A 26463-nucleotide genomic window follows, 5' to 3' on the forward strand; every position below is an offset into this window, starting at 1 on the left:
CCTGGAGAAATGACCATGTGTGCAATGCGACTGACCGGATACGCCGACAAGTTCAGTGTCCATCCGGGCGACAAGATCAAGTTCTACGTCAATTGCGACGGACCGAAGAAGTACAGCGCGTCCATCGTGCAGATGATCAACGGCGACACCAATCCGCGTGGTCCGGGCTTCATCGAGAAGGCGGTGAAGGCGGACTGCGAGGGCGTCTACGACGGTATCAAGCAGGTCGTCTACGGCGGCTCGTACGGCTTCGTGGCGGATGCGCCGCAGCTGAAGCCGGACAGCTTCACGCTGCAGTGCTGGATCTGGCCGACTACGCCGAAGACCGACAAGCGCTACTGGAAGCACGGCGCCCAGGGCTTGGTGACGAAATGGTCGGACGGCAAGGGTTACGGCCTGTTCATCAATACCGACGGCTGTGTCGAGCTGCGTATCAATGGCGAGACCTACAGCACCGGCGCGCCGCTGCGCGACCACGCCTGGCACGTCATAGCCGCCAGTTTCGACGCGAAGACCGGCGAGGTGGTGCTGTATCACGAGCCTCAGGTGGTGTATGCGCTGGACCCCGAAATCCCGCCGGTCAAGGCGAGCTTCAAGGGCAAGGTCGAACACACTGACTTGCCGCTGGTGATCGCCGGTTACGTCGACCATGTCGAGCCGGGGCCGCTGGGCCTGTCGTCGCTGCCGCAGGGCGTCATCGTCGGCGGCCACTACAACGGCAAGATAGACAGCCCGCGCCTGTGCAGCCGCGCGCTGTCGCGCTTCGAGATCGAAATGATGAAGGGCGGCGCGCAGCCCGGCCTGACCGAGCGCCGCAACGCCGGCCCGACCGGCGCGCTGTCGGAAGCCATCGTCGCCGCCTGGGACTTTTCCGACGGCATCGACACGCTGGTCGCGAAGGACGCCGGCCCCTACCGCTTCGACGCCACGCTCGTTAACTGCCCGACGCGCGCGCTGACCGGCTACAACTGGGCCGGCCAGACCTTCGACTGGAAGGTGGCGCCGAAGGAATACGGTGCCATCCACTTCCACGACGACGACCTCGACAACGCGCGCTGGGAAGTGAGCTTCGAATGGACCGTGCCGGCCGACATCAAGAGCCGCTTCTACGCCGCCAAGCTCACCACGCCGGAAGGTGACGAGGACTACGTCCCGTTCTGGATCGTGCCGAAGATCGGCCAGGAACAGTCGAAGATCGCGGTCATGGTGCCCACCATCAGCTACATGGCCTACGCGAACGAGCACGTCGCGTGCAACGCGGGCGGCGCCGAACTGTTCGTCTATCGCGTGCCCATCATGCAGCAGCAGAACATGTTCCTCGCCGAACACCGCGAGTACGGCGGCTCGATCTACGACACCCACACCGACGGCAGCGGCATCTGCCTGTCGTCGCGACTGCGTCCCATCCTGAGCATCCGCCCCAAGTACGACCACTTCCTCGCGCAGGCGCCGTGGCAGTACCCGGCCGATCTGCACCTGATCTGCTGGCTGGAACAGATGGGCTACGAGTACGACGTGTTCACCGACGAGGACGTGACCTACGACGGTCTGGCCCGGCTGGAGAACTACAACGTCATCATCACCGGCTCGCACCCCGAGCACAATTCGGGCACCCAGCTCGACGCGCTGCACAACTACACGCAGCGCGGGGGCCGCCTGATGTATATGGGCGCGGATGCCTGGTACTGGGTGCATTCCTTCCATCCGGCCTACGACGGACTGGGCCGCGGCATCGTCACCGAAATGCGCCGCTGCGAATCCGGCATCCGCACCTGGCGCGCCGATCCGGGCGAGTACTACCACCAGGGAACGGGCGAACTGGGCGGCATGTGGCGTTACCGCGGCCGCTACCTGCACTCGGTGGCGGGCACCGGCATGTCGTCCGAGGGCTTCGACATCTCGTCCTACTTCTCGCGCACGCCGGAAAGTCTGGATCCGCGCGTCAGCTGGGCCTTCGACGGCATCAGCTACGAGGAGAACCTCGGCAACTTCGGTCTGGTCGGCGGCGGTGCGGCCGGTCTGGAACTGGACATCGTCGACACCATGCTGGGTTCGCCGCCGCACATCCTCACCGTCGCCACGTCGGCCGGCCGTCACACCGAGGCCTACCTGCTGGTGATGGAGGATTTCGGCTTCAACCAGCAGGGGCTTGACGGCACCGTGCATCCGCGCGTGCGCGCCGACATCACCTTCCACGAAACACCCAATGGCGGGGGCTGCTTTGCCTTCAGCTCCATCGCCTACTGCGGTTCGCTGCCGTGGAACAACTGCGACAACAACATTTCGCGTCTGACCAAGAACGTGCTCGACCGCTTCATGCTGGACGGCCCGCTGCCGGCCGCGCCGAAGGAAGCGTACAAGCACCGCGGTCGCGCGGATTACGAGTCGCCGGCGCTGGCGTCGAAGGGCTGATCTGACGCACGGGCAGGGTTCGCCCGCACTGCGGGCGAACTCCGCGCAGAAGGCATCACATCGAGGATTCGTCAGATGGAATGCATGACCGAACATCCGGTGCATCTGCACCGCCGGCCATTGGGGAGCGGCGCATTCGACGTCGCCGCCTTCCGCGGGCTGGATTTTTCCCGCGCCGAGGACGATGCGATCTGGACGCGCGAGTGGGTATGCGTGGGCAGCGCGCTCGATATGCCGGCCGCCGGCGACCTGCTGCCCTTCACCGTCGGCGACCATGCCATCCATGTTCAGCGCCTGCCGGACGGCGGCCTGGCCGGCCGCTTCAACAAGGCGCAGCACGGTGGCTGTCGCGTGGTGCCGCTGCAGTGCCAGCAGGGCGCGAAGACGCCGTGTTCCTTCACCTCTTGCGGTCACAGCCTGGATCGTCCGGCGATTGCCGCCGGCGAGCTGGGCGAGGGCACGCCCGAGATGTACCAGTATCTCGGCCTGCGGCCTGAGCGTCTGCTGCCGGTGCGCACCGCGAGCTGGGGGCCGTTGCTGTTCGTCAGCCTCGATCCGCACGGGTCGTCGTTCGGGCCGACCGCCCGAGCGCTGACGTCGACGCTACCGGCGTGGGCCGGTGTGCAGGCGGACAGCCATCGCAGCCGCTGGATCGCCTGCGACGCCAACTGGAAGCTGGTCGCCCAGCATCTGCTGGCGGCCTCCGCCACGCTTGTGTCGGGCGACGTCGCGCTGTGCCGTGCCGACGCCGAAGGTCGGGCGGCGCTGCTGTTTCCGAATCTGGTGCTGCTGTCATCCGCCCCAGGCTGCTGTGCCGTCGTGCTGCAGCCGGTATCGCTGACCCGCACGCTGTGCCGCGTCGCCATCTTCGGGGGCGACGACGCGACGCTTTCATGGGAGACGCTGCTGAACGCCCGTCTCGCCGCCGCCGCGGAGGCGCAGTCGGCGATCGAAGGCGGCGGCATCGGCGGGCGCGGCTGCGACCCCGCCACCCGGCTTGATGCCGGCGGACGATGGATCGAGACACAAGTGATGGCGTGCATCGCTGCGCGCTGAAGGCAGATCACGCACACCGGGAGATATCCATATGCATGCACTGATGGAAACAACGCTGCAGCTCGACGATGCGGTGGCCGCTTACCACGACGGCGATCTGGCGACCGCGGCGCAGCTGTTCGAAACCTTGGCGGATGAAGGCTGTGTCGAGGCGCAGGCCTGGGTCGGCGCGCTGCACGCGAATGGCGAAGGCGTGCCGGCCGATCTGGCGACGGCCTTTCGCTGGTATCTGCGTGCCGCGGAAGGCGGCCATGTGCCGGCGCAGACCAATGTCGGCGCCATGCTGATGATGGGCAACGGCACGCCGGCCGATCCGGAACGCGGGCTGCATTGGCTGCGCGCGGCAGCAGAGGCCGGGGACGCGATGGCGCAGAGCAATCTGGCGACGCTTTATTTCAAGGGGCAGGGCACCGCGCAGGACGAGGCGCAGGCGGCGCACTGGTACCGGCAGGCGGCCGGGCAGGGGCACTTTCCCTCGCAGGCGCGGCTGGGCTTCATGTACGCCAACGGCCTGGGCGTGGACAAGGACAGGGCGCAGGCCTTCGCCTGGCTGTCGCTGGCTGCACAGCACGGCGTGGGCAGCGCGCTCAACGCGCTCGAAGGCATGATCGGCCAGATGTCGGCCGAAGAGAAACAGAAGGGGGCCGCGCTGTTCGATCAGTGGCGCAGCCGCACCGCAGCGGTGTCGTCGCCGGCACGGCTGATTCCGGTTCCGGGGTGATGCGATGAGCTATAGCGTGCAGCAGATCAAGTTCGAGTGCCTCACCTACATCAAGGAGTTCGGCGCGCGCATGGACGAGTGGTCCATAGGCATGGCCGACGACCCGGAACACGCGCTGTTCGGCCTGTGCGGCGTCGATCCCGAGCGCGACATCTGGCTGTGGAAGCCGGCGTTGTCGGTGAACGCCGCGCGCACCGTGGTCGACTTCATGACCGGCCGCTACCGGCTGCATCCGGCGCGTGCGTCGAGTGCACCGGGCGCAGGCCGTTGTGTGTTCATGTACCGAAGATCGACGACTGCGGATGAAGACGACACGATCTTGTAGGAGCGGTCTTCTGACCGCGACGGCAGCCCGCATCGAAGGCCGCGGCACGCAGCCCCCGCGTCGCGGCCAAGGCCGCTCCCACAGGGGACGTGCACCGGATCCGTGACCCGAGCTGGAGCCGGGGTTCTGTGGGAGGGGTCTTGACCCCGACGGTAGCCTGAACCGAAGCCTGCAGATTGCAGGCGCCGCTCCCACAGGGGTGCGTGACGCGTTGCTGGAGTCGAAGTCTTGTGAGAGCGAGCTTGCTCGCGATTGCAGCCTCGATCGGAGCGTAAGGTCCGCCAAGGCCGCTCCGACAGGGGAGGGCGCGCGCTGATGCGAAACGTCGGCGCGCGCACGAGAATGCCGATGTATTGATGATCTGAAAGCGCGTGCATCCACGCTCTCGGACCATCGAAAAGAATTTGAGAAAAAAGCCGTTGCCGATGCTTGACGCACCGCAGCAGCCTTCCTATCATCGATTCAACTTTCCGCTCCGCCAGCATTGCCGGCGCGGAACAAGGCAAAAGGGCCTGCCCTGGATCTCCGGATCCGGGCAGGCCTTTTTTTTTCGCCTTCTCGACACGTAAGTCCGCACCGGCAACGACGACGGTGCGATCGCAAGCCACTTTCTTTCATCACTTCCATCGAGGTCCATCATGAAGAATCAAATCAGGCGCGACATCATCAAAGGCCTTGCGCTCGCATCCGTCGCAGGTCCGTGGATGGTGCGCAACGCCATGGCCGACGATACGGTCAAGGTCGGCATCCTGCACTCGCTGACCGGCACCATCGCGCTGGCCGAAGCGTCGGTGGTCGACGCCGAGAAGCTGGCCATCGACGAGATCAACGCCGCCGGTGGCGTGCTTGGCAAGAAGATCGTACCTGTGGTCGAGGACGGCGCCAGCGACTGGCCGACCTTCGCCGAGAAGGCGCGCAAGCTGCTCGATCGCGACAAGGTCGCGGCGGTGTTCGGCTGCTATACCTCGGCGTCGCGCAAGGCGGTGCTGCCGGTGTTCGAACAGATGAAGGGCCTGCTGTACTACCCGACCTACTACGAAGGCCAGGAACAGTCGCCGAACATCCTCTACACCGCACACGAAGCGACCCAGCAGTGCATACAGGCCTGCAACTGGCTGCTGGCCAATCGCGGCAAGACGGTCTATCTGATCGGTTCCGACTACATCTGGCCGCGCGTCACCAACAAGATCGCGCGCCCGACCATAGTCAAGGGCGGCGGCAAGGTGCTGGGCGAGGAATACCTGCCGCTGGGCAGCACCAACTTCGGTTCGACCATCAACAAGATCAAGGCCACCAAGCCCGACATCATTCTGAGCACCGTGGTCGGGGGCTCCAACGTCGCCTTCTACAAGCAGCTCAAGGCGGCCGGCGTGAACTTCAACAAGACCACGGTGATGGCGCTGGCCGTGTCGGAAGAGGAAGTGTCGGGCATCGGCAAGGAGAACGTGCAGGACGTGCTCACCTGCATGAGTTATCTGCAGAGCCTGGACAACCCGGCCAACAAGAAATTCGTCGCCGCCTTCAAGGCCAAGTACGGCGACAAGCGCGTCACCGGCGACACGCTGGCCAGCGCCTATACCGCGGTCTACCTGTGGAAGATGGCCGTCGAGAAGGCCAAGAGCTTCGACGTCGACAAGGTGGTCGCCGCCTCGGCCAACCTCGAGTTCGAAGGACCGGAAGGCAAGGTGAAGTTCCACGCGACCAACCACCACCTGTGGAAACAGGCGCGCATCGGTTCCTTCACCGCCGACGGTCAGGTCAAGCTGATCTACGAATCGCCGCTGATCGAACCCAATCCCTACCCGACGCTGTAAGCCGCACGCCGCCCGCGGGCGGCTGCGCTGCTGGTGGCTGTCCCGCGACATCTGCGGGACAGCCCGGACCCGACCGCAAGGAAGAGACCGAACAATGCTCAGACTGACAGACATCGTCGGCAATGCGTCCGACCCGGACATTGCCGACCGGCTGCATCACATCGAACACGACGGCGGCGTCGAGCGCGTGCGCCTGTCGCGCAACGACCTGGCCCGCCGCCGTCAGCGCCTGGTGACCGACCGCGGCACCGAACTGGCGCTGATGCTGGACCGCGGCGCACAGCTCGAGAACGGCTCCGTGCTGCTGCTCGAACCGGGGCGCGCCGTGCTGGTGATGCTCGACGAGCCGCAGTGGCTGGTGCTGCGCGCCGCGCACGCCGCTGGCGCGCTGGAGATAGGCTACTTCGCCGGCAATATGCACTGGAAGGTGCGCTTCGAAGCCGACTGCCTGTGGATCGCGCTCGAAGGCCCGCGCGAGGGCTATCTGAAGCGCATGACGCATCTGCTGGCGCGCGGCGACGCGACCGTGCTCGATGCGCCGGCGCAGGGCGGAACACGCTATCTCGCCGTTCCCCATGCGCACTGACATGAACGCACCGCACGCGCCTTTTCACATTCCGTCGCCCGACGATGGCGGCGGCGACGCGATCGGCATGCTCGGCATGCTGCAGTTCGCCGACAGCTTCTTTCCCAGCGGTGCCACCTCGTTCTCGTGGGGCCTGGAGTCGCTGAAGCTCGACGGCAAGGTTGGCGGCGCCGAACAGGTGTTCGAGCTGCTGTGCAGCCACATCGAACAGCGCTGGGCTGGATTCGACCGGCCGCTGATGCAGGCGGCGCGCACCGCCTGGTCGCAGCGTGGCGCGGCCGCGCTGGCCGAGGCGACCGAACTGGACCGCCTGTGCGAGGCGATGAACCTCGTGCGCGGCTGGCGCGACGCGAGCCGTCGGCTCGGCTTCACGCAGCTTCGCGTGCACGCCGATCTCGGTCTCGGCATCGCCCAGGTCTATCTCGACCAGGTGCGCGCCGCCGGTCTGCCCGGGCATCTGCCGGTGGTGCAGGGCCTCGTCTGGGGCGCCTACGGACTGTCGGCCTCCGGCTGCGACGCGATGGCGGCCAGCGGCCTGTGCACCACGGTGGTGGGTGCCGCGCTGCGCATGGGTCTGATCGGTCACACCGAAGGTCAGCGCCTGTTGGCGCGCACGCGGCCGCTGATCGCGCGCGTCATCGACACGACGCCGCCCTCGACCGACGAACTGTGGAACGGCGCACCGGCGCTCGACATCGCCGCCATGCGCCACGAGCCGCGCAATGCCCGGCTGTTCGCGAACTGAGTGCTGACTGACATGCAGAAGAGAGGAGGCACCCCATGCTGCTGACACCGACCGAACTCGAAAGACTGACGATATTCAACGCCGCCGAACTGGCGCGCCGGCGCCGCGCGCGCGGCCTGAAGCTCAATTGTCCAGAGGCGATCGCGATCATCGTCGACGACATTCTCGAGGGGGCACGCGACGGCCGCACGGTGGCCGAACTGATCGGCTTCGGCTCGCAAATTCTGAACAGCGACGACGTGCTGCCCGGCGTCGCGGCGCTGATGCCGATGATCCAGGTCGAAGCCAGCTTTCCCGACGGCACCAAGCTGGTGACCGTGCATGACCCGATACGTCCGGGCGCGGGTGCACAGACCGAGACAGCGGGCACACCGCTGCGCACGCCGGGCGAAATCATCCCGGCCGAGGGGAAGATTGAACTGAACGCCGGTCGCCGCCGCGCCACGCTGCGCGCGCTGAACACCGGCGACCGGCCGATACAGGTGGGCAGCCATTTCCACTTCTTCGAGGTGAACCGCGCGCTCGAATTCGACCGCGCCCAGGCCTGGGGCATGCACCTCGACATCGCTGCCGGCACCGCGGTGCGCTTCGAGCCCGGTGAGGACAAGGAAGTGACGCTGGTCGCCTTCGGCGGCAGCGGCGAGGTGTTCGGTCTTAACCGTCTGGCCGAGGGCCCGACCGGCGACGCCACCGGCCTGCCGGACGCGCTGGCGCGCGCACGCCAGGCCGGATTCCGCGGCGCCTGAGCGCTGTCATCGACAACAGGGAGAACACGACATGACATGGCTCACCCGCCGCGACTACGCGGCGATGTACGGTCCGACCAAGGGCGACATGGTGCGCTTGGGCGACACCTCGCTGCTGGCGGAAATCGAGCACGACTTCTCGACGCCCGGCGACGAGTGCCTGCATGGTGGCGGCAAGACGCTGCGCGACGGGCTCGGCATGATGGGCGGCCTCACGTCCGAACAGGGCGCGCTCGACATGCTGATCAGCAACGTCGTCGTGATTGATGCGGTTGCCGGCATCGTCAAGGGCGACATCGGCATCAAAGACGGGCGCATCGTCGCCATCGGCAAGGCCGGCAATCCGCACGTGATGGATGGCGTGCATCCGCAGCTGCTGGTCGGCAACGCCACCACCGTGCGCGACGGCGAAGGGCTGATCGCCACCGCCGGCGGGCTGGACGTGCACGTGCATTTCGATTCGGCGCAGCTGGTGGAGCACGCGCTGGCCTCCGGCATCACGACCATGTTCGGCGGATCGCTCGGGCCGATCACCGTGGGCATCGACTGCGGCGGCGCATGGAATGTCGGTCGCATGCTGCAGGCGTCCGAACAGTGGCCGATGAACTTCGGCTTCCTTGGCCGCGGCAATTCGTCGCGCCCGGAATCGCTGGTCGAACAGATGAAGGCCGGCTGCATCGGCCTGAAGATCCACGAGGACTGGGGCGCCACGCCGGCCACGATAGACACCTGCCTGTCGGTGGCCGACGAGATGGATTTCCAGGTCCAGCTGCACACCGACACGCTGAACGAATCCGGCTTCCTCGAGGACACGCTGGCGGCGACGAGGGGCCGCACCATTCACATGTACCACACCGAAGGTGCGGGCGGCGGCCATGCGCCGGACGTGATCTGCGTGGCCGGGTTGCAGCACTGCCTGCCGTCGTCGACCAACCCGACCAACCCCTACACGGTGAATACCTTCGACGAGCACCTGGACATGATCATGGTGTGCCACCACCTGAATCCGGCGGTGCCCGAGGACGTGGCCTTCGCCGAAAGCCGCATCCGCGCGCAGACCATCGCTGCCGAGGACGTGCTGCACGACATGGGCGCGATCTCGATGCTGGGCTCGGACAGCCAGGGCATGGGGCGCATCAACGAAGTGATCTGCCGCACCTGGCAGCTGGCCAGCAAGATGAAGGACCAGTTCGGTCGCCTGCCGGAGGAAACCACGCGCAGCGCCGACAACGAACGCATCCTGCGCTACATCGCGAAGTACACGATCAACGCGGCGCGATCGTTCGGCGTCGATCACCACGTCGGTTCGCTGGAGCCGGGCAAGCTCGCCGACATCGTGCTGTGGCGGCCCGCCTTCTTCGGTATCAAGCCGGAAATCGTGGTCAAGGGCGGCTTCATTGCCTATGGCGCGATGGGTGACTCGGCCGCGTCGCTGATGACCTGCGAGCCGCTCATCATGCGTCCGCAGTGGGGCGCCTTCGGTCGCGCACCGCAGGGGCTGTCGGCCAATTTCGTGTGTGCCGCGTCGCTCGACAGCGACCTGCATGGCCGGCTCGACATCCGCAAGGCACTGCTGCCCTGCAAGGGCACGCGCACGCTGCAGAAGTCCGACATGGTGCGCAACGCTGCCTGCCCGAACATCACGGTCAATCCGCAGACCTTCGAAGTGAGCGTGGATGGCCGCGTCATCAGCTGCCCGCCGGTCGACCGCGTGCCATTGAACCGTCTTTACATGCTGAGGTGATGCCATGTCCGCACAACTGAATTCCCACGCACGACCGCGCGGCGCCGCCCGCGTCGGCATCGGCGGCCCGGTCGGTTCGGGCAAGACCGCGCTGCTGGAACAGCTCATTCCGCGTTTCATCGCGCGCGGCACCGACATCGCGGTCATCACCAACGATCTGGTCACCGCCGAGGACGCCGAGCGCGTGCGCCGCAGCGGCTTGATCGCGCCGGAGCGCGTGCTGGCGGTGGAAACCGGCGCCTGCCCGCACACCGCAATCCGCGAAGACCCCACGCTCAACCTCGCCGCCGCCGACGAGCTGGACCGCGCCTACCCCGGCCTGGAACTGATCCTGATCGAGAGTGGCGGCGACAACTTGGCGTCCTCCTTCTCGCTCGATCTGGTCGACTACTGGCTGTTCGTGATCGACGTGGCTGGCGGCGACGATATTCCGCGCAAACGCGGCCTGGGCGTACTGCAGTGCGACCTGCTGGTGATCAACAAGGTCGATCTCGCACCACACGTGAATGTGAATCTGCCGCGCATGGTGGCCGAAGCGGAAGAGGTGCGCGCCGGCCGCGCGACGCTGCTCACCAACTGCGCGCGCGGCGACGGTGTCGACGCGGTGGTCGAGCGCATCGCGCAGGAGGTGCTGTTTGATCGCTGAGCCGGCACTTGTCGATGCGCTGCGCTCGGTTGCAGAACAGGTGCCGCCGGTCGAGATTCGGCCCTGCGTCGATCTCGCCTTCGCGCGCGACGCGACCGGCCGCAGCTACCTGGGGCGCCAGTTCGTCGGCTACCCGGTGCACGTCGGTCGTGCGCTGCACGTCGATGGCTCGGCGCCCGATCTGTGCGTCGTATATCTGCAGTCGGTGTCGGGCGGATTGTTCGAGCACGAGCGGCTGGCCGGCCGGATCGACGTGGGGCAGGGTGCGCGCGCCCACGTCGCCACCCCGGCATCGACCATCGTGCACGCGATGCACGGTGGATCGGCGGTGCAGCGCCTGCGGCTCGTCGCACATCCGCGCGCATTGCTGGAGTACATGCCGGCGCCGCTCATCCTGTTTCCGGGCAGCCACATGGTGAGCGATGTCGAGGTGACACTGGCGGACGGCGCGCTGGTCGTGGTTGCCGACAGCTTTCTGCCACACGACCCCACTGGTGGGCAGCGATCGTTTGCCCGGCTCGAATCGGCGATGACGGTGCGCGACGCGAACGGACAGCTGCTGGCACGGGAACGGATGTGCATCGACGGCGGAAACTGGCTGTCGGGCAACGCCGGCGCAAACGCCGGGCTGCGCATGCACGGGTCGCTGTGGCTGCTGGGCGAATCAGCCGATGCCGAATTGCTGCAGACCTTGCGGGCGCTTGCTGAGGTCGAGGGTACGCTGGCCGGTGCCAGTCAGCTGCCGAACGACGCCGGCATCGTGTTCCGCGCACTGGCGGTCGATGCCGTCCGGCTGGAGAGAATCATGCACGCCGCGTGGGCTGCGGCGCGCACGCATCACACCGGCTCAGCGCCGGCGCTGCGACGACGCTAAAGCGTCGCGGCACACCGATCCCGATGGCGGGACGCGGCGGATGGCGGAAGGGGCAAGCCGTCACGTCTCGTCGTCGGGACCCCGTGTCGTGACTGCCGATGGCGTCAGGGCGGACCACGCGATGCGCGAAAGCCCGATCACGAATGCGATCCGTATCTGGCGGCAGTCACGATCCGACTTCTGGCGCGGCGAGGGAAGGTGCCGGTCGGCCCGTTGATCGCCCGGCTATAATCCGTTCTTCCGAATATGTCGCGCAGCACCGCTGCGTCGCTCACCATGTCGCAGGTCCTCGCTCCCGTCCCGGCCGCTGCCGAGCCGCTGTCCAACACCTTCCTGAAATTCCGCAAGCGCCTCGAACGCGCCGTGGGGCAGGCCATCGGCGATTACTCGATGATCGAGGACGGCGATGTGATCATGGTGTGCATGTCCGGCGGCAAGGATTCGTACACGATGCTGGAACTGCTGCGTGGCCTGCAGGAGCGGGCACCGGTGCGCTTCCGGCTGATCGCCTTCAATCTCGACCAGAAGCAGCCGGGTTTTCCGGATCACATCCTGCCGGCCTATTTCGAGTCGATCGGCGTCGAGTACCGCATCGAGACCGAAGACACCTACTCCATCGTCAAGGACAAGATTCCCGAGGGCAAGACCACCTGCGGACTGTGTTCACGCCTGCGTCGCGGCATCATCTACCGTGTGGCGTCCGAACTGGGCGCGACCAAGATCGCGCTGGGCCACCACCGCGACGACCTGCTGGAAACACTGTTCCTGAACATGTTCTTCGGCGGCAAGATCAAGTCCATGCCGCCCAAGCTGGTCAGCGACGATGGCCGCCACATCGTGATCCGCCCGTTGGCTTACTGCACCGAGCGCGACATCGAGCGCTTCGCCCGCGTGATGGACTACCCCATCATTCCCTGCAATCTGTGCGGCTCGCAGGAGAACGCGCAGCGCAAGCAGGTGAAGGCCATGCTGCAGGAGTGGGCGCGGCTGTATCCGGGACGCATCGAATCGATGGCCACGGCGATGCGCAACGTCGTGCCGTCGCACCTGGCCGATCAGAAGCTGTTCGATTTCGCCGGCCTGAAGCCGGGCAGCGTGGTGGAGGAGGGGGATACCGCCTTCGATCCGCCCGAGCTGCCCGTCCGTTCATGGGGCGACGAAGACGCGATGAGCGGCATCCCGGTCCGCCTCGATATAGCTGCGGGAAGTGGCTGTGCTTGAGCGCTGGATGCGCCGGCCGCTGCGTGTCGCACGGGATCCCGACATGAAGATACTGTTCTGCTGCATGGGCAACATCTGTCGTTCGCCGACCGCCGAGGGCGTGGTGCGCGCGCGGCTCGAAGCCGCGGGTCTGCACGAACGCGTCGAGGTCGCATCGGCCGGTACGCACGCCCACCACGTCGGCAGCAAGCCTGATCCGCGTGCGGCCGCGGCGGCGGCTTCGCGCGGCGTCGATCTGAGAGGCATCCGCGCGCGTCGTGTCGATGTGGCCGATTTCATGCAGTTCGACCTGATCTACGCGATGGACCGCGACAACCTGCGCAATCTCGAACGCAACTGCCCGGAGCCGCTGCGTCACAAGCTGGCGCTGTTCCTGCAGCACGCCGAGCGCTTCGACGAGGACGAGGTACCCGATCCCTACTATGGTGGTCCGGCGGGCTTCGAGCGGGTGCTCGATCTGATCGAGGACGCGGCCGACGGCTTGGTCCGCGAACTGCAGCAGCGGCTCAAATGAAAACGGGCGGCCATGGCCGCCCGTTCCGCTTTCGCAGTCGCGACGATTACTTGTCCAGCAGCGCCTTCAGGTTCTTCAGGCCGTCGGTATAGACCGCCTTGATGGTGCCGGTGGCCGCCTCGTCGTCCTTGCCGGCGGCGGGATGCTCGCTCGCGTCGGCGCGGAAGAACACGCCTTTCCACTCCACCGTCGAGCCGCCACCGTCGGCCGGCTTCACGCTGATCGTCGACTTGTACTTGCTCACCGGCAGCGCACCGCCGTCCTGGGCGGTATAGGTCAGGCTGCGGTCGGCATCCGAAATCGCTTCCAGCTTCTCGACCACTTCGCCGCCGCCCTTGATCTTCAGCGTGCGCACCGAACCGACATCACTGCCGGCAGTGGCGGTGCTGCTCTCGACGGCCGGGTGCCAGGACTGCAGCTGCGTGAAGTCCTTCACCTTGGCCCACACGGCGTCCGGGCTGGCCTTCAGCGTGATCGTTTCGTTGGCCTTCAGGCGCGACGGGCCGTGCGCGAACACGGTGGTGCTGGCGACAATGGCGAGCAGGGCTGCAAAAAGACGCATGGGGTGTTCTCCTCGTTTGTTGTGATTGAAAAAAGCGTGCGCAGTGTCGGTGAAAACGGGCGGCTCCGGCACGGGAAAATCACCCGGTGCCGGGCGAGCTTACTGACCGCCACGCAAAAAGGGCCCGGACAATGCCGGGCCCTTTGGGTGGTGTCAGCGCCTCATTCGTTGCGCGTTTCCACCTGCTGCATCGGCTCGTTGGCGATCACCGGCGCCGGGCGACGACGACGGCCCAGTTGCGGCTGCTCGACGATGACGGGTTCGATGCCGGCAGCGCGCTCGGCCGAGGTTTCCACCATGACCAGGCCGCTGTCGGCCAGCGTGCTCTGCAGATCGGCCGCCGGTGCGACTACGGGGGCGGGCGCGGGCGGCTGCGGCGTCGAGCCGAAGCTTTCCATTGCGCGCACCAGGGTCGATTCGCCGGCATCGTTCAACGAGGCCGCGATCTGCGCCGGTTGATCGACGATGGGTGCCGGTGCGGCCACCGGTTCGGCAGCCACTTCGACGACCGGCAGTGCAGCCACTTCAGCCGCAACGGGCTCGGTCACCGGTGTTTCCACTGCGACGGGTTCGATCACAGCCGGCTCGGGGGCTGCCGGTGCAGACACCACCGGTGCCGGCACAACAGGCTCTGCCGGCGCTTCGGCCACAGCGGCGACTTCGGTCGCCGGTGCGGCGTCGGCCAACGGGGCCTGCTCGGCGGGGATCGGTGCCGCTGCGGGGACATCCAGCGGCAAAGCGGCCTGGGCTTCGGCGGCGGCAGCCGGCACCTCATTGGCGGCGGAGTCGGTCACCGTCAGATCGCCCTCGACTGCGGCGACATCGGCAACTGCGCCTTCCACGCCGTCCGGACGGCGTTCGCCACGTTCGCGGCGGCCACCACGGCGGCGGCGGCTGCGCGGTGCTGCGCCTTCGCCACCCTCGGCCGGCGCGACATTCTCGGGCTGAGTGCCGGTTGCAGCGGCCAGCGGCAGATCGGTCTGTGCCTGCTGCTGTTCGCGTGCGTCATTGGCGGCACGCTCGCGCGGCTCACGCGGCGGGCGCGGCTCGCGCGGCGGACGCGGTTCGCGCGGCGCGGCAGCTTCCTGCTCGTTACGCGGCTCGCGCGGCTCACGGGGTTCGCGCTGCTTGCGCTGACCGTCGCGGCCTTCGCCCTTGCTCTGCGCTTCGCGTGGCTCTCGCGGCTCGCGTTGTTCTCGACCTTCACGACCTTCGCGGCCTTCACGTCCTTCGCGGTTGTCGCGACGGTTGCGGTTGCGACCGCGTTCGCCCTCCCCACGCGGACCGCGCTCGCGCGTTTGCGCGGGCTTCGCTTCCGGGGCCGGAGCGGGCGCCGGGGCAGGCGCGGCAGCGCCACCGCCGAACAGCCCGGCGATCCAGCCGAAGAAGCCGCCCTTCGCCGCGGGTGCAGCCGCCGGCGCAGCAGCGACCGGCGCGGGCGTTGCGACCTCGGCGACCACCGGTGCAGGCTGGTCCGGCGTGATGTGCTTGATCGCCGCTTCCTGGCGCTTCGGACGCTCGTCGGCCGGGATGGCGGACGGCGGCTGATAGCTCTCGGCCGACGGGTTCACGGCCATCTGGTAGGACGGCTGGGCCACGCCTTCGAGGTTCAGCTGGTCGTGGCGCAGACGGGTGATTTCGTGCGCCGGCGTTTCCAGATACTTGTTCGGAATCAGGACGATGTTGACCTTGTGCCGCAGTTCGATCGCGTTGATGTCGGCGCGCTTCTCGTTCAGCAGGAAGGTGGCGACGTCGACCGGCACCTGGGTGTGCACTGCACCCGTGTTTTCCTTCATCGCTTCCTCTTCGAGGATGCGCAGGATGTGCAGCGCAGCCGATTCGGTCGAGCGGATGTGGCCGGTGCCGCTGCAGCGCGGGCACGGGATGTAGCTGGTTTCGGCCAGCGCCGGGCGCAGACGCTGGCGCGACAGTTCGAGCAGGCCAAAGCGGCTGATCTTGCCCATCTGCACGCGCGCACGGTCGTGATGCAAAGCATCGCGCAGGCGGGTTTCGACCTCGCGCTGGGCGCGCGGGTTTTCCATGTCGATGAAGTCGATGACGATCAGGCCGCCGAGGTCGCGCAGACGCAGCTGGCGGGCGATTTCGTCGGCCGCTTCGCAGTTGGTGCGCAGCGCGGTTTCCTCGATGTCGCTGCCCTTGGTCGAGCGGCCGGAGTTCACGTCCACCGCCACCAGTGCTTCGGTGTGGTCGATCACGATGGCGCCGCCGGACGGCAGGTTGACCTGGCGCGAGTACGCCGATTCGATCTGGTGTTCGATCTGGAAGCGCGAGAACAGCGGCACGTCGTCGCGGTAACGCTTCACGCGCGCCACGTTGCCGGGCATCACGTGTTCCATGAAGGTGTAGGCCTGGTCATACACCTCGTCGGTGTCGATCAGGATTTCGCCGATGTCAGGCTGGAAATAGTCGCGGATCGCGCGGATCACCAGACTGCCTTCCTGGTAGATCAGGAAGGCACCGGACTGCGACTGGGCGGCGCCTTCGATGGCGGTCCACAGTTGCAGCAGGTAGTTCAGGTCCCACTGCAGTTCTTCGGCGTTGCGACCGATGCCGGCAGTGCGAGCGATCAGGCTCATGCCGCCAGGCACTTCGAGCTGATCCATGGTTTCGCGCAGTTCGGCGCGGTCGTCACCTTCGACGCGGCGCGAAACACCGCCGCCGCGCGGGTTGTTCGGCATCAGCACCAAGTAGCGGCCGGCCAGCGAAATGAAGGTGGTGAGTGCGGCGCCCTTGTTGCCGCGTTCGTCCTTGTCGATCTGGACGATCAGTTCCTGACCCACCGACAGTGCGTCCTGGATGCGGGCGCGGCCGGGTTCGAGATCGGGCTTGAAATAGGATTTGGAAACTTCCTTGAACGGCAGGAAGCCGTGGCGGTCTGCGCCGTAATCGACAAAGCATGCTTCGAGGCTGGGCTCGATGCGGGTAATGACTGCCTTGTAGATGTTGCTTTTGCGCTGTTCCTTGCTGGATGACTCAATGTCGAGGTCAACAAGCTTCTGGCCATCGACAATCGCGACGCGCAGCTCTTCGGCCTGCGTCGCGTTGAAGAGCATTCGTTTCATCAACTTCTCCCGCGCGCACCGCACACGGGCAGGACAAACCGCTCGTCAGTAAATAACGTCTATCGTGTCGGCTGCAATCGGGTTTTTTCGATGGGAACGGACTGGGGGACGTGGAGGGGTCTGCCAACTCTCAATGCAGCCGCGCTTTCGCGACTGCCTGGGGGATTCTGCCTGTACGGTACTCGCGCTACTCAGTACACTCGCTACTTTGGGTGAGCGGGATTAACCCGTGATCCGGTTTTCGTCTGCCAAGAAGGACTGCATGAGGAAGCACTTCACCGTCAATCTGTCACCCGGCGTCCGCCACTTCGAGCTGGATGTGCTCCACACTGCGTCTGCTTCGAAATCAGACCGAAAACCCGACGCAGTATATTTGAAATGAAGGAGTTGGGTAAAGCTCCGAAAGTTGTGCGGCATGTCGTGGATGCGGAGGAGGCCGGGCAGCGCATCGACAACTTCCTGTTGCGGGTGTGCAAGGGTGTGCCGAAGAGTCACGTCTATCGCATCCTGCGCTCCGGCGAAGTGCGTGTTAACAGCAAGCGGGTCGATCAGACCTACCGTCTGGCCGAGCGCGACGAGGTGCGCATTCCGCCTGTCCGCATGGCGGATCCGGGTACGCCGGTCGCCATTCCGGCGCTGGAATTCGACATCCTGTACGAGGACGACGCCTTCCTGGCTATCAACAAGCCGGCCGGTATTGCCGTGCATGGGGGGTCCGGCGTCAGTTTCGGCGTCATCGAAAGCCTGCGCCGGGCGCGCCCGCAGGCGAAGCTGCTCGAGCTGGCGCACCGGCTGGACCGTGAAACCTCGGGCATCCTGCTGGTGGCGAAGAAGCGCTCGGCGCTGACCGCACTGCACGATGCCTTCCGCGACGGCGGCATGGACAAGCGCTACTTTGCGCTGGTGAAGGGCCGCTGGCTCAATCCGCTGCAGCACATCAAGCTGGCGCTGACCAAGTACCTGACCGAATCCGGCGAGCGCCGCGTATCGGTCGATCCGGACGGCAAGGCGGCCCACTCCATCGTCGAGCTGGAAGCACGCTGGCCCGGCTACAGCCTGCTCGGCGTGCGCATCAAGACCGGCCGCACGCACCAGATCCGTGTGCACCTGGCGTCCAGTGGCTTTCCCATCGCCGGCGACGAGAAGTACGGTGATTTCCCGCTGAACAAGGCTTTGCGCAAGGAGGGGCTGCCGCGCATGTTCCTGCACGCGCACAGTCTGGCTCTCAACCACCCCCTCACCGGCGAACGCCTGCAGATCGAGGCGCAGCTGCCCGACGATCTGGCTGGCTTCGTGCGCCGGCTCGACGCAAAGCATCCGCGCGATTTCGATCGCGCAGCCCGCAACACTGACCAAGACCATGCCCGCACAGTTTGACCTCATCGTTTTCGACTGGGACGGTACGCTGCTCGATTCGGCGGCGGCCATCGTCCATGCCATCCAGCACGCCTGTGACGACCTGGGCGTTGTGCCGCCGGACGACGCGACCGCGCGTTCGGTGATCGGCCTCGGGCTGATCGACGCGCTGGCGCGTGCCGTCCCCGCACTGCCCGCTTCACGCCACCAGGAACTGGCCGGCCGCTATCGCTATCACTACCTGGCGCGCGACCACGAATTGACACTGTTCGACGGCGTGCCTGAACTGCTCGACGAGTTGCGCGGGCGTGGTCACACGCTCGCGGTGGCCACCGGCAAGAGCCGCGTCGGCCTGAATCGCGCGCTCGGTCACACCGGCCTGGGGCCGATGTTCGCGTCCACCCGCTGTGCCGACGAATCGGTGTCGAAACCGGCGCCCGACATGGTGCTGGAACTGATGGACGAACTGTCGCACGCGCCTGAGCGCACACTGGTCATCGGCGATACGACGCACGATCTGCTGATGGCGCGTCACGCCGGTTGCGAGGCGGTTGCCGTGAGTTACGGTGCGCATCCCCTGCACGAACTGCTCGACGCGGCGCCGCGTGCGCACGCTGCCAGCGTGGCCGAGCTGACGGAATGGCTGCGATGTCACGCATGAGCGTCTGCGCGTCGGACGCGCTGGAGGAAGGCGGAGCAGGGGTGCGGTTCGAGATCGCGGGCGCTGGCGACAAGTCGCGGCAGGCCTTCGCCGTACGTTTCCACGGGCGGGTGCACGGCTATATAAATAGCTGTCGCCATGTGCCGATAGAACTCGACTGGAATCACGGCGAGTTCTTCGATACTTCAAAGTTATACTTGATCTGCTCCACTCACGGCGCCCTTTATGCACCGGACACCGGGCTGTGTGTCGGCGGTCCCTGCCGCGGCGCACGACTGGAACCGGTGAAGCTCGAAGAATCCGATGGACAGGTGTGGCTGTCCGAAGCACGCAGCGAGTAAGCAAAACATCATGTCCGAACCCGACAATTCTTCAGATAAACGACCTGACGCCACCTGGGAGCGCAAGCTGATCGAGCGTCTCGCGCTCGAATCGGTCACCGAACAGCGCCGTCGTCGGCGCTGGAGCATCTTCTTCCGGATGATCGGCTTCGCCTACCTTGGCGTGCTCACCTTTGCGCTGATCGACTGGAGTTCCCTGTTCAGTCAGGCCGAACACCGCAAGCACACGGCGCTGGTCGAGCTCAGCGGTGTCATCGCGCCGAACGGCGAAGCGAGCGCCGAGCGCATCGTGTCCTCGCTGCAGTCGGCCTTCGACGACAAGAACACTCAGGGCGTCATCCTGAAGATCAACAGCCCGGGCGGCAGTCCGGTGCAGAGCGGCATCATCAACGACGAGATCGGCCGGCTGCGTGCGCTTTATCCGGACACGCCGCTGTACGCCGTGGTCGAGGACATCTGTGCATCCGGCGGCTATTACGTCGCCGTGGCTGCTGACCGCATCTACGTGGACAAGGCGAGCATCGTGGGTTCGATCGGCGTGCTGATGGATGGCTTCGGTTTCACCGGGCTGATGGACAAGGTGGGGATCGAGCGCCGGCTGCTGACGGCTGGCGAGAACAAGGGTTTTCTCGATCCGTTTTCGCCACAGGATGAACGGCACAAGGACCATGCGCGTCAGCTTCTCGGTGACGTGCACCAGCAGTTCATCGAGGTGGTGCGCAAGGGCCGCGGCGAGCGGCTGAAGGAATCGCCGGACATGTTCTCCGGCCTGATGTGGAGCGGCTCGCGCAGTATCGAACTGGGTCTGGCCGACGACCTGGGCAGCGTCGAGTACGTTGCGCGCGACGTCGTCAAGGCTGCCGACATCGTCGATTTCACGCAGCGTCAGAACATCGCCGAGCGTTTTGCCAAGCAACTGGGCGCCGATCTGGGGGAGAGCGTGACCGGCGTGCTGAACCGCGTAGGGATGCGCTGAGGCGTTTGGCGACGCCTCAATCGGCCAGCAGGAGGAAAAGTGTCGGGCGGCGGTCGATGCGTCCGATCTCCTCCACCGTCCACTTCGACACCGGCTTCGTCCGCACGAACTGATCGGGCGCCGTCAGCGCTGCCGCCACGCACAGCAAGGTGCTGCCGCGGCAATGCGAGCGAATGGCGTCGAACATTTTCAGGTTGCGATAGGGTGTCTCGATGAACAGTTGGGTCTGTCTCAGTCGCGCCGACTGCTTCTCCAGCTCCGCCAGTGTCTTTGCCCGCGCGCCGTCCTCGACCGGCAGATAGCCGTGAAAAGCGAATGATTGCCCGTTCAGGCCGGACGCCATCAGTCCGAGCAGGATCGAGGATGGGCCGACAAGCGGCATGACCGGGACGCCCATCGTGTGGGCGGTACGTGCCGCCAGCCCACCCGGGTCGGCAACGCCGGGGCAGCCTGCGTCCGAAATCACGCCGGCGCTGCGGCCGGCGAGTACGGGCGCCAGCAGCTCGCGCAGCAGACGGCCGTCCTTTTCCGGCGGCAACTCGACGATTTCGAGCTCGCGCAGCGGCGTCGGGTGCTCGAGACGCTTCAGCGTGGCGCGGGCCGACTTGGCGCTCTCCACCAGGAAGTAGTCGAGGTGGTGTGCGCAGTCGCGCACCGCGGCCGGCGTGTCGAGCGCGCATGCGGCGCCTGCATCGAGCGGGCTGGGCAGCATGTAGAGCGTGCCCGACGAGGTCATCGTGCTCATGGCAGCGGGTAACCGATGTCACGCAGCAAGGCGCTGAGACGGATCAGCGGCAGGCCGACCAGCGCTGTCGGGTCGTCGCCGCTCAGCCGCTCCAGCAAAGCAATGCCCAGCGATTCGGATTTGGCGGCGCCAGCGCAGTCCAGCGGGTCGTCGAGATCGACATAGCGCTCGATTTCCGGTCGAGACAGCGGGCGGAACACGACTTCGGTCGGCACAAGGGCTTCATGCCGTGTGCCGTTGCGGCCATCGATCACGCACAGCGCAGTGTCGAACACGACGGTTTGGCCGCTCAACTCCGCCAGCTGGGCGATGGCGGCGTCGCGGCTGCCCGGCTTGCCGTAGCGACGTCCGCCGCAGGAGGCCACCTGATCGGAGCCGATGACACAGGCGCCGGGAAAGCGCGCCGCGATCGCTTCGGCCTTGCTGCGCGCGAGGCGTATGGCCTGTTCGCGTGGCGTTTCGTCGCCGAGCATCGACTCGTCGATGTCCGGTGACGCAGTGGTGAAGGGAACGCGAAGCCGGGACAGCAGCTCCTGGCGATAGCGTGAGGACGAGCCGAGGACCAGTGGAGGAAGATCTGGGGACATGTGCGGACGAGGGAAACGGAGTGCCGGCCCGCGTCTTCGCAGGCCGAAAGTCTGAACGTGCTTTGACAGCAGCTTCAAGGGGATAGTATCATTTTGGGTTTGTTTCTCCGCCCATTGCATCATCGGGCAAGCAGACGTTCATGACCGAAGCAGCCGGAGCCGGAAAGTCGACTGGTAATGTGTCGGCCGGCAATGAATCGAGCGGCGACGAGGTACGCGTCCGGCTCGACGCACAGCAGCTGGCGCGTGCGCAGCAGCGTCTGACCGGACGTGTCGCGTTGGCATCGTTCGGGCGACTGGCGGCGGAATGCCGCAGTGCCGATGGAATCGAGTGGTCGCTCACGGGTTCCGTGGATGTCGAGGGCGCCTGCTGGCTGACCCTCGCGGTGGCGGCTGATGTGGTGGTGCAATGCCAGCGCTGTCTCGGCGACGTGCAGATCGATGTGCATAGCGAGTCCCGCTTCCGCCTGGTATTTGCCGGCGAGGCATGGGGCGACGAAGATCTCGACGACGACAGTTTCGAGGCGCTGGAACTCGACGGGCCGCTCGATCTGGCAGCACTGGTCGAGGACGAAGTGCTGCTTGCATTGCCCGCGGTGCCGCTGCACGAGCAGTGCGAGGCGCCGGCGGTAGCAGGTGTGAACGAGCAGGAAACGACTTCGGTTAAGCCGTCACCGTTCGCGGTGCTCGGGCAGCTGAAACGGAATTGAATGAGGCTGGCTGGATCATCCGATCTGGCGGGCGCGGTTGTGTGGTTTTTTATCCGGTTATCCGGGGGAGTTGTTCATGGCTGTCCAGCAAAACAAGAAGTCGCCGTCGAAGCGCGGCATGCACCGTGCGCATGATTTTCTGACCGCGCCGGCCACCGCCGTCGAGTCGACCACGGGTGAAGTCCACCTGCGTCATCACATCTCGCCGAGCGGTTTCTACCGCGGCAAGAAGGTGCTCAAGACCAAGGGCGAGTGATCATCGCTTTGTCGTTTTTTCCGGCACGCCGCACCTGTGCGGCCTCCCCGGGCGACTTTGAATTGATCGGATGCGCGGCATGAGCTATACCCTGGCCATCGATTGCATGGGCGGGGATCATGGTCCGTCTGTCACCCTGCCGGCATCCCTTGCCTATCTGCGCAGGGATCCTGCCTGCAGTCTGCTGCTCGTCGGGCTCAAGGATGTGCTCGACGCTGAATTGAAGCGCCTCGGTGTGAGCGACGAGCCGCGGATTTCTGTCGTCCATGCGTCCGAAGTGGTGGGCATGGACGAGCCGCCCGCGCAAGCCATGCGCGGCAAGAAGGATTCATCAATGCGTGTGGCGATCGACCTGGTGAAGGAAGGTCGCGCGCAGGCCGCGGTGTCCGCCGGCAACACCGGCGCGCTGATGGCGATCTCCAAGTTCGTCCTGAAGACGCTGCCCGGCATCGACCGGCCAGCGATTGCCTCCATCCTGCCGACCGTAAAGGGCCACACTTACGTGCTGGACCTCGGCGCCAATGTCGATTGCACCTCCGAGCACCTGTTCCAGTTCGGCCTGATGGGCGCGATGCTGGTGTCGGCGCTCGAGTCGCGCGAGCGCCCGAGCGTAGGGTTGCTCAACATCGGCGAGGAAGCGATCAAGGGTAACGAAGCGGTGAAGGGTGCAGCCGATTTGCTGCGCGCCAGCGATCTCAACTTCTACGGCAATGTCGAGGGTAACGACATCTACAAGGGCACGACCGACGTCGTGGTCTGCGATGGATTCGTCGGCAATGTCGCGCTGAAGACGTCGGAAGGTCTGGCGCAGATGATAGGCACCTTCCTGCGGGAGGAATTCAGCCGCGGACCGCTGCGCAAGCTGATGTACCTGGTTGCCCGGCCGGTCATTGCCGCCTTCCGCCGCCGTGTCGATCATCGTCGTTACAATGGCGCCAGTCTGCTCGGCCTGCGCGGTGTCGTCGTGAAGAGCCACGGCTCCAGCGATGCTTACGGATTCGAGCAGGCCATCGCCCGCGCAGCAGACGCAGTGCGCAATGATCTGATCGCCCGCATTACCGAATGCATGACACGTACCGAGGTAGCTGCATGAGTTTTTGCCGCATCACCGGCACGGGCGGCTATCTGCCCGGCGCGCCGGTGTCGAACCATGATCTGGTCGCACGGGGCATCGAAACGTCGGACGAGTGGATCGCCGATCGTACCGGCATCCGCTTCCGTCACTTTGCCGCCGAGCACGAGCATTCCAGCGACCTCGCGCTGAATGCCAGCCGTCGGGCGCTCGAAATGGCAGGTCGCGAGGCGAGCGAGGTCGATCTGATCATCGTCGCCACGTCGACGCCCGATCAGGTTTTCCCGAGCACCGCCTGCCTGCTGCAGCACAAGCTGGGTAACCGCGCGGCGACCGCGTTCGACGTGCAGGCGGTGTGCTCGGGTTTCGTCTATGCGCTGACCATCGCCGAGAAGTTCATCCGTTCGGGTTCGCACAAGTGTGCGCTGGTCGTCGGTGCCGAGGTGTTCTCGCGCATCCTCGACTGGAACGATCGTGGCACCTGCGTGCTGTTCGGTGACGGTGCGGGCGCGGTGGTGCTCGAAGCATCGAGCGAGCCGGGCATCCTGTCGTCGGCATTGCATGCCGATGGCCACTATCACGACATCCTGTCGGTGCCGGGCCAGGTCTGCAATGGCGCTGTCGCCGGCAAGCCCTTGCTGCAGATGGACGGGCAGGCGGTTTTCAAGTTCGCCGTGCGCGTGCTGGGTGATACCGCGGTCGAACTGATGCAGGCGGCCGAACTGCCGATGACTGCGCTCGACTGGCTGGTGCCTCACCAGGCCAATATCCGCATCCTGCAGTCGACCGCCAAGCGACTCGACATGTCGATGGACAAGGTCGTTACCACGGTGGCCGAGCACGGCAATACGTCGGCTGCGTCGGTGCCGCTGGCGCTGGATATCGCTGTCCGTGACGGCCGCATCAAGCGTGGCCAGAACGTGATGCTCGAGGGTGTGGGCGGCGGTTTCACCTGGGGCGGCGTGTTGCTGCGCTTCTGATCCACCGATTTTCAGATGTCTTCCATGCAGAAATTCGCATTCGTTTTCCCGGGCCAAGGTTCGCAATCGGTCGGCATGATGGCCGCCTATGGCGACGACGCCGAAATCCGCGCGGCTTTTGACGAGGCTTCGCTCGCGCTCGGTGAAGATCTGTGGGCGATGGCGGCCGACGGTCCCGCCGAGCGCCTGTCGCTGACAACCAACACGCAGCCGCTGATGCTGACCGCCGGCGTCGCCGTGTTCCGCAGCTGGGTCAAGCGTACCGGTCGCACCCCTGATGTCGTCGCCGGACACAGTCTCGGCGAGTACGCAGCGCTGGTTGCTGCCGGCGTGCTCAGACTGAAGGACGCCGTGCCGCTGGTTCGTCTGCGCGCGCAGGCGATGCAGGACGCCGTGCCGGCCGGTACCGGCGCGATGGCCGCCGTGCTGGGCCTGGACGCTGCCGCAGTGCAGGCCTGCTGCGACGACGCTGCACAAGGTGAAGTGGTCGCTGCGGTGAATTTCAACTCGCCTGAGCAGACGGTGATTGCCGGCCATGCCGCCGCCGTCCAGCGCGCGATGGCGCTGCTGTCGGAGCGCGGCGCCAAGCGCACGGTCGCGCTGCCGGTCAGTGCCCCCTTTCATTGCAGCCTGATGCAGCCGGCGGCCGAAAAGCTGGCCCAGGCGCTGCCCGACGTCGAATTCCGCCGGCCGCAGATCATGCTGGTCAATAACGTCGATGTCGCTTCGCCGGAAGAGCCGGACGCGATCCGCGATGCCCTGGTCCGTCAGGCGGCGGCGCCGGTGCGCTGGGTCGAGGTGATCCAGCGGATGGCCGAACTGGGCGTCGTCACGGTCGCCGAGTGCGGCCCGGGTAAGGTGCTGGCCGGCCTGACCAAGCGCATCGACCGCAACCTGAATGGTGTGGCGCTGTCCGACGGTGCTGCGCTGGAACAGCTTGCTCAACAGATCGGAGTGAATTGATGGGTGTTCTCGACGGACAGATTGCGCTGGTGACCGGCGCCAGCCGGGGCATCGGCCGCGCGATTGCGCTGGCGCTCGGCCAGGCGGGAGCCACGGTGATCGGCACCGCGACCAGTGAAGCCGGCGCTGCAGGCATACAGCAGTCCTTCGAGACTGCTGGCGTCCGGGGGCGGGGCATCGTGCTCGACGTGACCGATACTGCGGCGATTCCCGCCACGATCAGCGCGATTGAGAAGGACTTCGGCACCGTTTCCGTGCTGGTGAACAACGCCGGCATCACGCGCGACAACCTCGCAATGCGGATGAAGGACGACGAGTGGCAGGCGGTCATCGACACCAACCTGAAGGCGGTATTCACGATGTCGCGCGCCGTGATGAAGGGCATGATGAAGGCGCGCAGCGGCCGCATCATCAACATCACGTCGGTGGTCGGCGAAACCGGTAATCCCGGACAGGCCAACTACGCCGCCGCCAAGGCCGGCGTCGCCGGGATGAGCATGGCGCTGGCGCGCGAACTGGGTTCGCGCAACATCACCGTGAATTGCGTGGCGCCGGGCTTCATCGCCACCGACATGACCGAGGCGCTGGGCGACGCCGCCCGTGACGCGTTGCTGGGCCAGATTCCGCTGGGTCGCCTCGGCTCGGCTGACGAAGTGGCCGCTGCCGTCGTGTTCCTCGCGTCGCCGCTCGCTGCCTACGTGACCGGCAGTACCTTGCATGTGAACGGCGGGATGTTCATGCATTGATATTCGGCGGTGTGCGGCGCG

27 protein-coding genes are annotated in these 26463 nt (G+C 66.0%); 23 read left to right on the forward strand and 4 right to left on the reverse strand.

Going from position 1 to position 26463, the window contains the following annotated elements; translation table 11 throughout:
• Window positions 1–15 precede the first annotated feature (15 nt).
• The 13 genes from IV112_RS15815 to IV112_RS15875 all read left to right on the forward strand — a co-directional run bounded on the left by IV112_RS15815 (window position 16) and on the right by IV112_RS15875 (window position 13404).
• On the forward strand, window positions 16–2412 hold the full coding sequence (locus IV112_RS15815; protein ID WP_304005021.1) for a N,N-dimethylformamidase beta subunit family domain-containing protein: 2397 nt from the start codon (window positions 16–18) through the stop codon (window positions 2410–2412).
• Between the two features lie 75 nt (window positions 2413–2487).
• On the forward strand, window positions 2488–3468 hold the full coding sequence (locus IV112_RS15820; RefSeq protein WP_304005024.1) for a hypothetical protein: 981 nt from the start codon (window positions 2488–2490) through the stop codon (window positions 3466–3468).
• A 31-nt stretch (window positions 3469–3499) separates the two neighbouring features.
• On the forward strand, window positions 3500–4189 hold the full coding sequence (locus IV112_RS15825; protein WP_304005027.1) for a tetratricopeptide repeat protein: 690 nt from the start codon (window positions 3500–3502) through the stop codon (window positions 4187–4189).
• A 4-nt stretch (window positions 4190–4193) separates the two neighbouring features.
• Entirely contained in the window at window positions 4194–4514 is a 321-nt protein-coding gene (locus tag IV112_RS15830; RefSeq protein ID WP_043363895.1) for a hypothetical protein, read from the forward strand.
• Between the two features lie 638 nt (window positions 4515–5152).
• Window positions 5153–6328, forward strand: a complete 1176-nt coding sequence (urtA, locus tag IV112_RS15835) for an urea ABC transporter substrate-binding protein (RefSeq protein WP_019917770.1) — start codon at window positions 5153–5155, stop codon at window positions 6326–6328.
• Between the two features lie 94 nt (window positions 6329–6422).
• Window positions 6423–6914, forward strand: a complete 492-nt coding sequence (gene ureE / locus IV112_RS15840; protein ID WP_296812270.1) for an urease accessory protein UreE — start codon at window positions 6423–6425, stop codon at window positions 6912–6914.
• Window position 6915: 1 nt separating this feature from the next.
• Window positions 6916–7659, forward strand: a complete 744-nt coding sequence (locus tag IV112_RS15845) for an urease accessory protein UreF (RefSeq protein ID WP_304005034.1) — start codon at window positions 6916–6918, stop codon at window positions 7657–7659.
• Window positions 7660–7694: 35 nt separating this feature from the next.
• Window positions 7695–8405, forward strand: a complete 711-nt coding sequence (locus tag IV112_RS15850; RefSeq protein ID WP_304005037.1) for an urease subunit beta — start codon at window positions 7695–7697, stop codon at window positions 8403–8405.
• A 31-nt stretch (window positions 8406–8436) separates the two neighbouring features.
• Window positions 8437–10149 (forward strand): urease subunit alpha, encoded by a 1713-nt coding sequence (ureC, locus tag IV112_RS15855; RefSeq protein WP_304005040.1) that lies wholly within the window; start codon window positions 8437–8439, stop codon window positions 10147–10149.
• Window positions 10150–10153: 4 nt separating this feature from the next.
• Window positions 10154–10795 (forward strand): urease accessory protein UreG, encoded by a 642-nt coding sequence (gene ureG, locus IV112_RS15860; protein ID WP_304005044.1) that lies wholly within the window; start codon window positions 10154–10156, stop codon window positions 10793–10795.
• Entirely contained in the window at window positions 10785–11669 is an 885-nt protein-coding gene (locus IV112_RS15865) for an urease accessory protein UreD (protein WP_304005047.1), read from the forward strand. The genes ureG and IV112_RS15865 overlap by 11 nt, the downstream gene beginning before the upstream one ends.
• Window positions 11670–11945: 276 nt before the next feature.
• Window positions 11946–12890 (forward strand): tRNA 2-thiocytidine(32) synthetase TtcA, encoded by a 945-nt coding sequence (gene ttcA, locus IV112_RS15870; protein WP_304005050.1) that lies wholly within the window; start codon window positions 11946–11948, stop codon window positions 12888–12890.
• Between the two features lie 7 nt (window positions 12891–12897).
• The gene (locus IV112_RS15875; RefSeq protein ID WP_438362249.1) at window positions 12898–13404 is read left to right on the forward strand and encodes a low molecular weight protein-tyrosine-phosphatase; all 507 of its coding nucleotides are present in this window, start codon (window positions 12898–12900) and stop codon (window positions 13402–13404) included.
• A 46-nt stretch (window positions 13405–13450) separates the two neighbouring features.
• Here the strand turns inward: IV112_RS15875 and IV112_RS15880 are convergent, their stop codons facing one another.
• Both IV112_RS15880 and IV112_RS15885 read right to left on the reverse strand, forming a co-directional pair.
• Window positions 13451–13966 (reverse strand): SRPBCC family protein, encoded by a 516-nt coding sequence (locus tag IV112_RS15880; RefSeq protein WP_304005057.1) that lies wholly within the window; start codon window positions 13964–13966, stop codon window positions 13451–13453.
• A 161-nt stretch (window positions 13967–14127) separates the two neighbouring features.
• Window positions 14128–17049, reverse strand: coding sequence for an Rne/Rng family ribonuclease (locus IV112_RS15885; RefSeq protein ID WP_304005059.1), 2922 nt, complete (start codon window positions 17047–17049; stop codon window positions 14128–14130).
• A 378-nt stretch (window positions 17050–17427) separates the two neighbouring features.
• Here IV112_RS15885 and IV112_RS15890 point away from each other — a divergent pair, with 378 nt between their 5' ends.
• From IV112_RS15890 to IV112_RS15905, 4 genes are read left to right on the forward strand one after another with little or no spacing between them, the layout of a single operon-like run.
• A complete protein-coding gene (locus tag IV112_RS15890; protein ID WP_304005062.1) occupies window positions 17428–18426 on the forward strand; it encodes an RluA family pseudouridine synthase in 999 nt (332 codons plus the stop codon).
• On the forward strand, window positions 18410–19066 hold the full coding sequence (locus IV112_RS15895) for an HAD family hydrolase (RefSeq protein ID WP_304005065.1): 657 nt from the start codon (window positions 18410–18412) through the stop codon (window positions 19064–19066). Before IV112_RS15890 ends, IV112_RS15895 begins: the two co-directional genes overlap by 17 nt.
• Window positions 19054–19407, forward strand: coding sequence for a Rieske (2Fe-2S) protein (locus IV112_RS15900; protein WP_304005068.1), 354 nt, complete (start codon window positions 19054–19056; stop codon window positions 19405–19407). The genes IV112_RS15895 and IV112_RS15900 overlap by 13 nt, the downstream gene beginning before the upstream one ends.
• Before the next feature lie 10 nt (window positions 19408–19417).
• Window positions 19418–20383: a S49 family peptidase gene (locus tag IV112_RS15905; protein WP_304005071.1), complete on the forward strand. Its 966-nt coding sequence runs from the start codon at window positions 19418–19420 to the stop codon at window positions 20381–20383.
• Between the two features lie 16 nt (window positions 20384–20399).
• On the opposite strand, the gene IV112_RS15910 is transcribed toward IV112_RS15905, so the two are convergent.
• Both IV112_RS15910 and IV112_RS15915 read right to left on the reverse strand, forming a co-directional pair.
• Window positions 20400–21128, reverse strand: coding sequence for an SAM-dependent methyltransferase (locus IV112_RS15910; protein WP_304005073.1), 729 nt, complete (start codon window positions 21126–21128; stop codon window positions 20400–20402).
• Entirely contained in the window at window positions 21125–21715 is a 591-nt protein-coding gene (locus IV112_RS15915) for a Maf family protein (RefSeq protein ID WP_304005075.1), read from the reverse strand. The genes IV112_RS15910 and IV112_RS15915 overlap by 4 nt, the downstream gene beginning before the upstream one ends.
• 140 nt (window positions 21716–21855) lie before the next feature.
• Between IV112_RS15915 and IV112_RS15920 the strand changes: the two genes are divergently transcribed.
• From IV112_RS15920 to fabG, 6 genes are all read left to right on the forward strand, one after another.
• Entirely contained in the window at window positions 21856–22425 is a 570-nt protein-coding gene (locus tag IV112_RS15920) for a YceD family protein (RefSeq protein ID WP_304005078.1), read from the forward strand.
• Between the two features lie 76 nt (window positions 22426–22501).
• On the forward strand, window positions 22502–22681 hold the full coding sequence (rpmF, locus tag IV112_RS15925; protein WP_019917801.1) for a 50S ribosomal protein L32: 180 nt from the start codon (window positions 22502–22504) through the stop codon (window positions 22679–22681).
• A 79-nt stretch (window positions 22682–22760) separates the two neighbouring features.
• On the forward strand, window positions 22761–23774 hold the full coding sequence (gene plsX, locus IV112_RS15930; protein WP_304005204.1) for a phosphate acyltransferase PlsX: 1014 nt from the start codon (window positions 22761–22763) through the stop codon (window positions 23772–23774).
• Entirely contained in the window at window positions 23771–24733 is a 963-nt protein-coding gene (locus IV112_RS15935) for a beta-ketoacyl-ACP synthase III (protein WP_304005083.1), read from the forward strand. The genes plsX and IV112_RS15935 overlap by 4 nt, the downstream gene beginning before the upstream one ends.
• A gap of 24 nt (window positions 24734–24757) precedes the next feature.
• Window positions 24758–25696: an ACP S-malonyltransferase gene (gene fabD / locus IV112_RS15940; protein ID WP_304005085.1), complete on the forward strand. Its 939-nt coding sequence runs from the start codon at window positions 24758–24760 to the stop codon at window positions 25694–25696.
• On the forward strand, window positions 25696–26442 hold the full coding sequence (gene fabG, locus IV112_RS15945) for a 3-oxoacyl-ACP reductase FabG (RefSeq protein ID WP_304005088.1): 747 nt from the start codon (window positions 25696–25698) through the stop codon (window positions 26440–26442). The genes fabD and fabG overlap by 1 nt, the downstream gene beginning before the upstream one ends.
• Window positions 26443–26463: the final 21 nt, after the last annotated feature.

The sequence above is a fragment of the Methyloversatilis discipulorum genome (assembly GCF_018780585.1).
In the GTDB taxonomy this organism is placed as follows: domain Bacteria; phylum Pseudomonadota; class Gammaproteobacteria; order Burkholderiales; family Rhodocyclaceae; genus Methyloversatilis; species Methyloversatilis discipulorum_B.

What these genes read in the sequence shown, in the direction of transcription:
- IV112_RS15935 (WP_304005083.1), top strand. Translation starts at nt 23,771, where the DNA reads ATGAGTTTTTGCCGCATCACCGGCACGGGCGGCTATCTGCCCGGCGCG.
- IV112_RS15880 (WP_304005057.1), bottom strand. Translation starts at nt 13,966, where the DNA reads ATGCGTCTTTTTGCAGCCCTGCTCGCCATTGTCGCCAGCACCACCGTG.
- ureC (WP_304005040.1), top strand. Translation starts at nt 8,437, where the DNA reads ATGACATGGCTCACCCGCCGCGACTACGCGGCGATGTACGGTCCGACC.
- IV112_RS15825 (WP_304005027.1), top strand. Translation starts at nt 3,500, where the DNA reads ATGCATGCACTGATGGAAACAACGCTGCAGCTCGACGATGCGGTGGCC.
- ureG (WP_304005044.1), top strand. Translation starts at nt 10,154, where the DNA reads ATGTCCGCACAACTGAATTCCCACGCACGACCGCGCGGCGCCGCCCGC.
- plsX (WP_304005204.1), top strand. Translation starts at nt 22,761, where the DNA reads ATGAGCTATACCCTGGCCATCGATTGCATGGGCGGGGATCATGGTCCG.
- IV112_RS15875 (WP_438362249.1), top strand. Translation starts at nt 12,898, where the DNA reads ATGCGCCGGCCGCTGCGTGTCGCACGGGATCCCGACATGAAGATACTG.
- IV112_RS15850 (WP_304005037.1), top strand. Translation starts at nt 7,695, where the DNA reads ATGCTGCTGACACCGACCGAACTCGAAAGACTGACGATATTCAACGCC.
- IV112_RS15885 (WP_304005059.1), bottom strand. Translation starts at nt 17,049, where the DNA reads ATGAAACGAATGCTCTTCAACGCGACGCAGGCCGAAGAGCTGCGCGTC.
- fabD (WP_304005085.1), top strand. Translation starts at nt 24,758, where the DNA reads ATGCAGAAATTCGCATTCGTTTTCCCGGGCCAAGGTTCGCAATCGGTC.
- IV112_RS15910 (WP_304005073.1), bottom strand. Translation starts at nt 21,128, where the DNA reads ATGAGCACGATGACCTCGTCGGGCACGCTCTACATGCTGCCCAGCCCG.
- IV112_RS15905 (WP_304005071.1), top strand. Translation starts at nt 19,418, where the DNA reads ATGTCCGAACCCGACAATTCTTCAGATAAACGACCTGACGCCACCTGG.
- rpmF (WP_019917801.1), top strand. Translation starts at nt 22,502, where the DNA reads ATGGCTGTCCAGCAAAACAAGAAGTCGCCGTCGAAGCGCGGCATGCAC.
- IV112_RS15895 (WP_304005065.1), top strand. Translation starts at nt 18,410, where the DNA reads ATGCCCGCACAGTTTGACCTCATCGTTTTCGACTGGGACGGTACGCTG.
- IV112_RS15845 (WP_304005034.1), top strand. Translation starts at nt 6,916, where the DNA reads ATGAACGCACCGCACGCGCCTTTTCACATTCCGTCGCCCGACGATGGC.
- ttcA (WP_304005050.1), top strand. Translation starts at nt 11,946, where the DNA reads ATGTCGCAGGTCCTCGCTCCCGTCCCGGCCGCTGCCGAGCCGCTGTCC.
- IV112_RS15815 (WP_304005021.1), top strand. Translation starts at nt 16, where the DNA reads ATGTGTGCAATGCGACTGACCGGATACGCCGACAAGTTCAGTGTCCAT.
- IV112_RS15920 (WP_304005078.1), top strand. Translation starts at nt 21,856, where the DNA reads ATGACCGAAGCAGCCGGAGCCGGAAAGTCGACTGGTAATGTGTCGGCC.
- IV112_RS15915 (WP_304005075.1), bottom strand. Translation starts at nt 21,715, where the DNA reads ATGTCCCCAGATCTTCCTCCACTGGTCCTCGGCTCGTCCTCACGCTAT.
- IV112_RS15830 (WP_043363895.1), top strand. Translation starts at nt 4,194, where the DNA reads ATGAGCTATAGCGTGCAGCAGATCAAGTTCGAGTGCCTCACCTACATC.
- IV112_RS15820 (WP_304005024.1), top strand. Translation starts at nt 2,488, where the DNA reads ATGGAATGCATGACCGAACATCCGGTGCATCTGCACCGCCGGCCATTG.
- fabG (WP_304005088.1), top strand. Translation starts at nt 25,696, where the DNA reads ATGGGTGTTCTCGACGGACAGATTGCGCTGGTGACCGGCGCCAGCCGG.
- IV112_RS15890 (WP_304005062.1), top strand. Translation starts at nt 17,428, where the DNA reads ATGAAGGAGTTGGGTAAAGCTCCGAAAGTTGTGCGGCATGTCGTGGAT.
- urtA (WP_019917770.1), top strand. Translation starts at nt 5,153, where the DNA reads ATGAAGAATCAAATCAGGCGCGACATCATCAAAGGCCTTGCGCTCGCA.
- IV112_RS15900 (WP_304005068.1), top strand. Translation starts at nt 19,054, where the DNA reads ATGTCACGCATGAGCGTCTGCGCGTCGGACGCGCTGGAGGAAGGCGGA.
- ureE (WP_296812270.1), top strand. Translation starts at nt 6,423, where the DNA reads ATGCTCAGACTGACAGACATCGTCGGCAATGCGTCCGACCCGGACATT.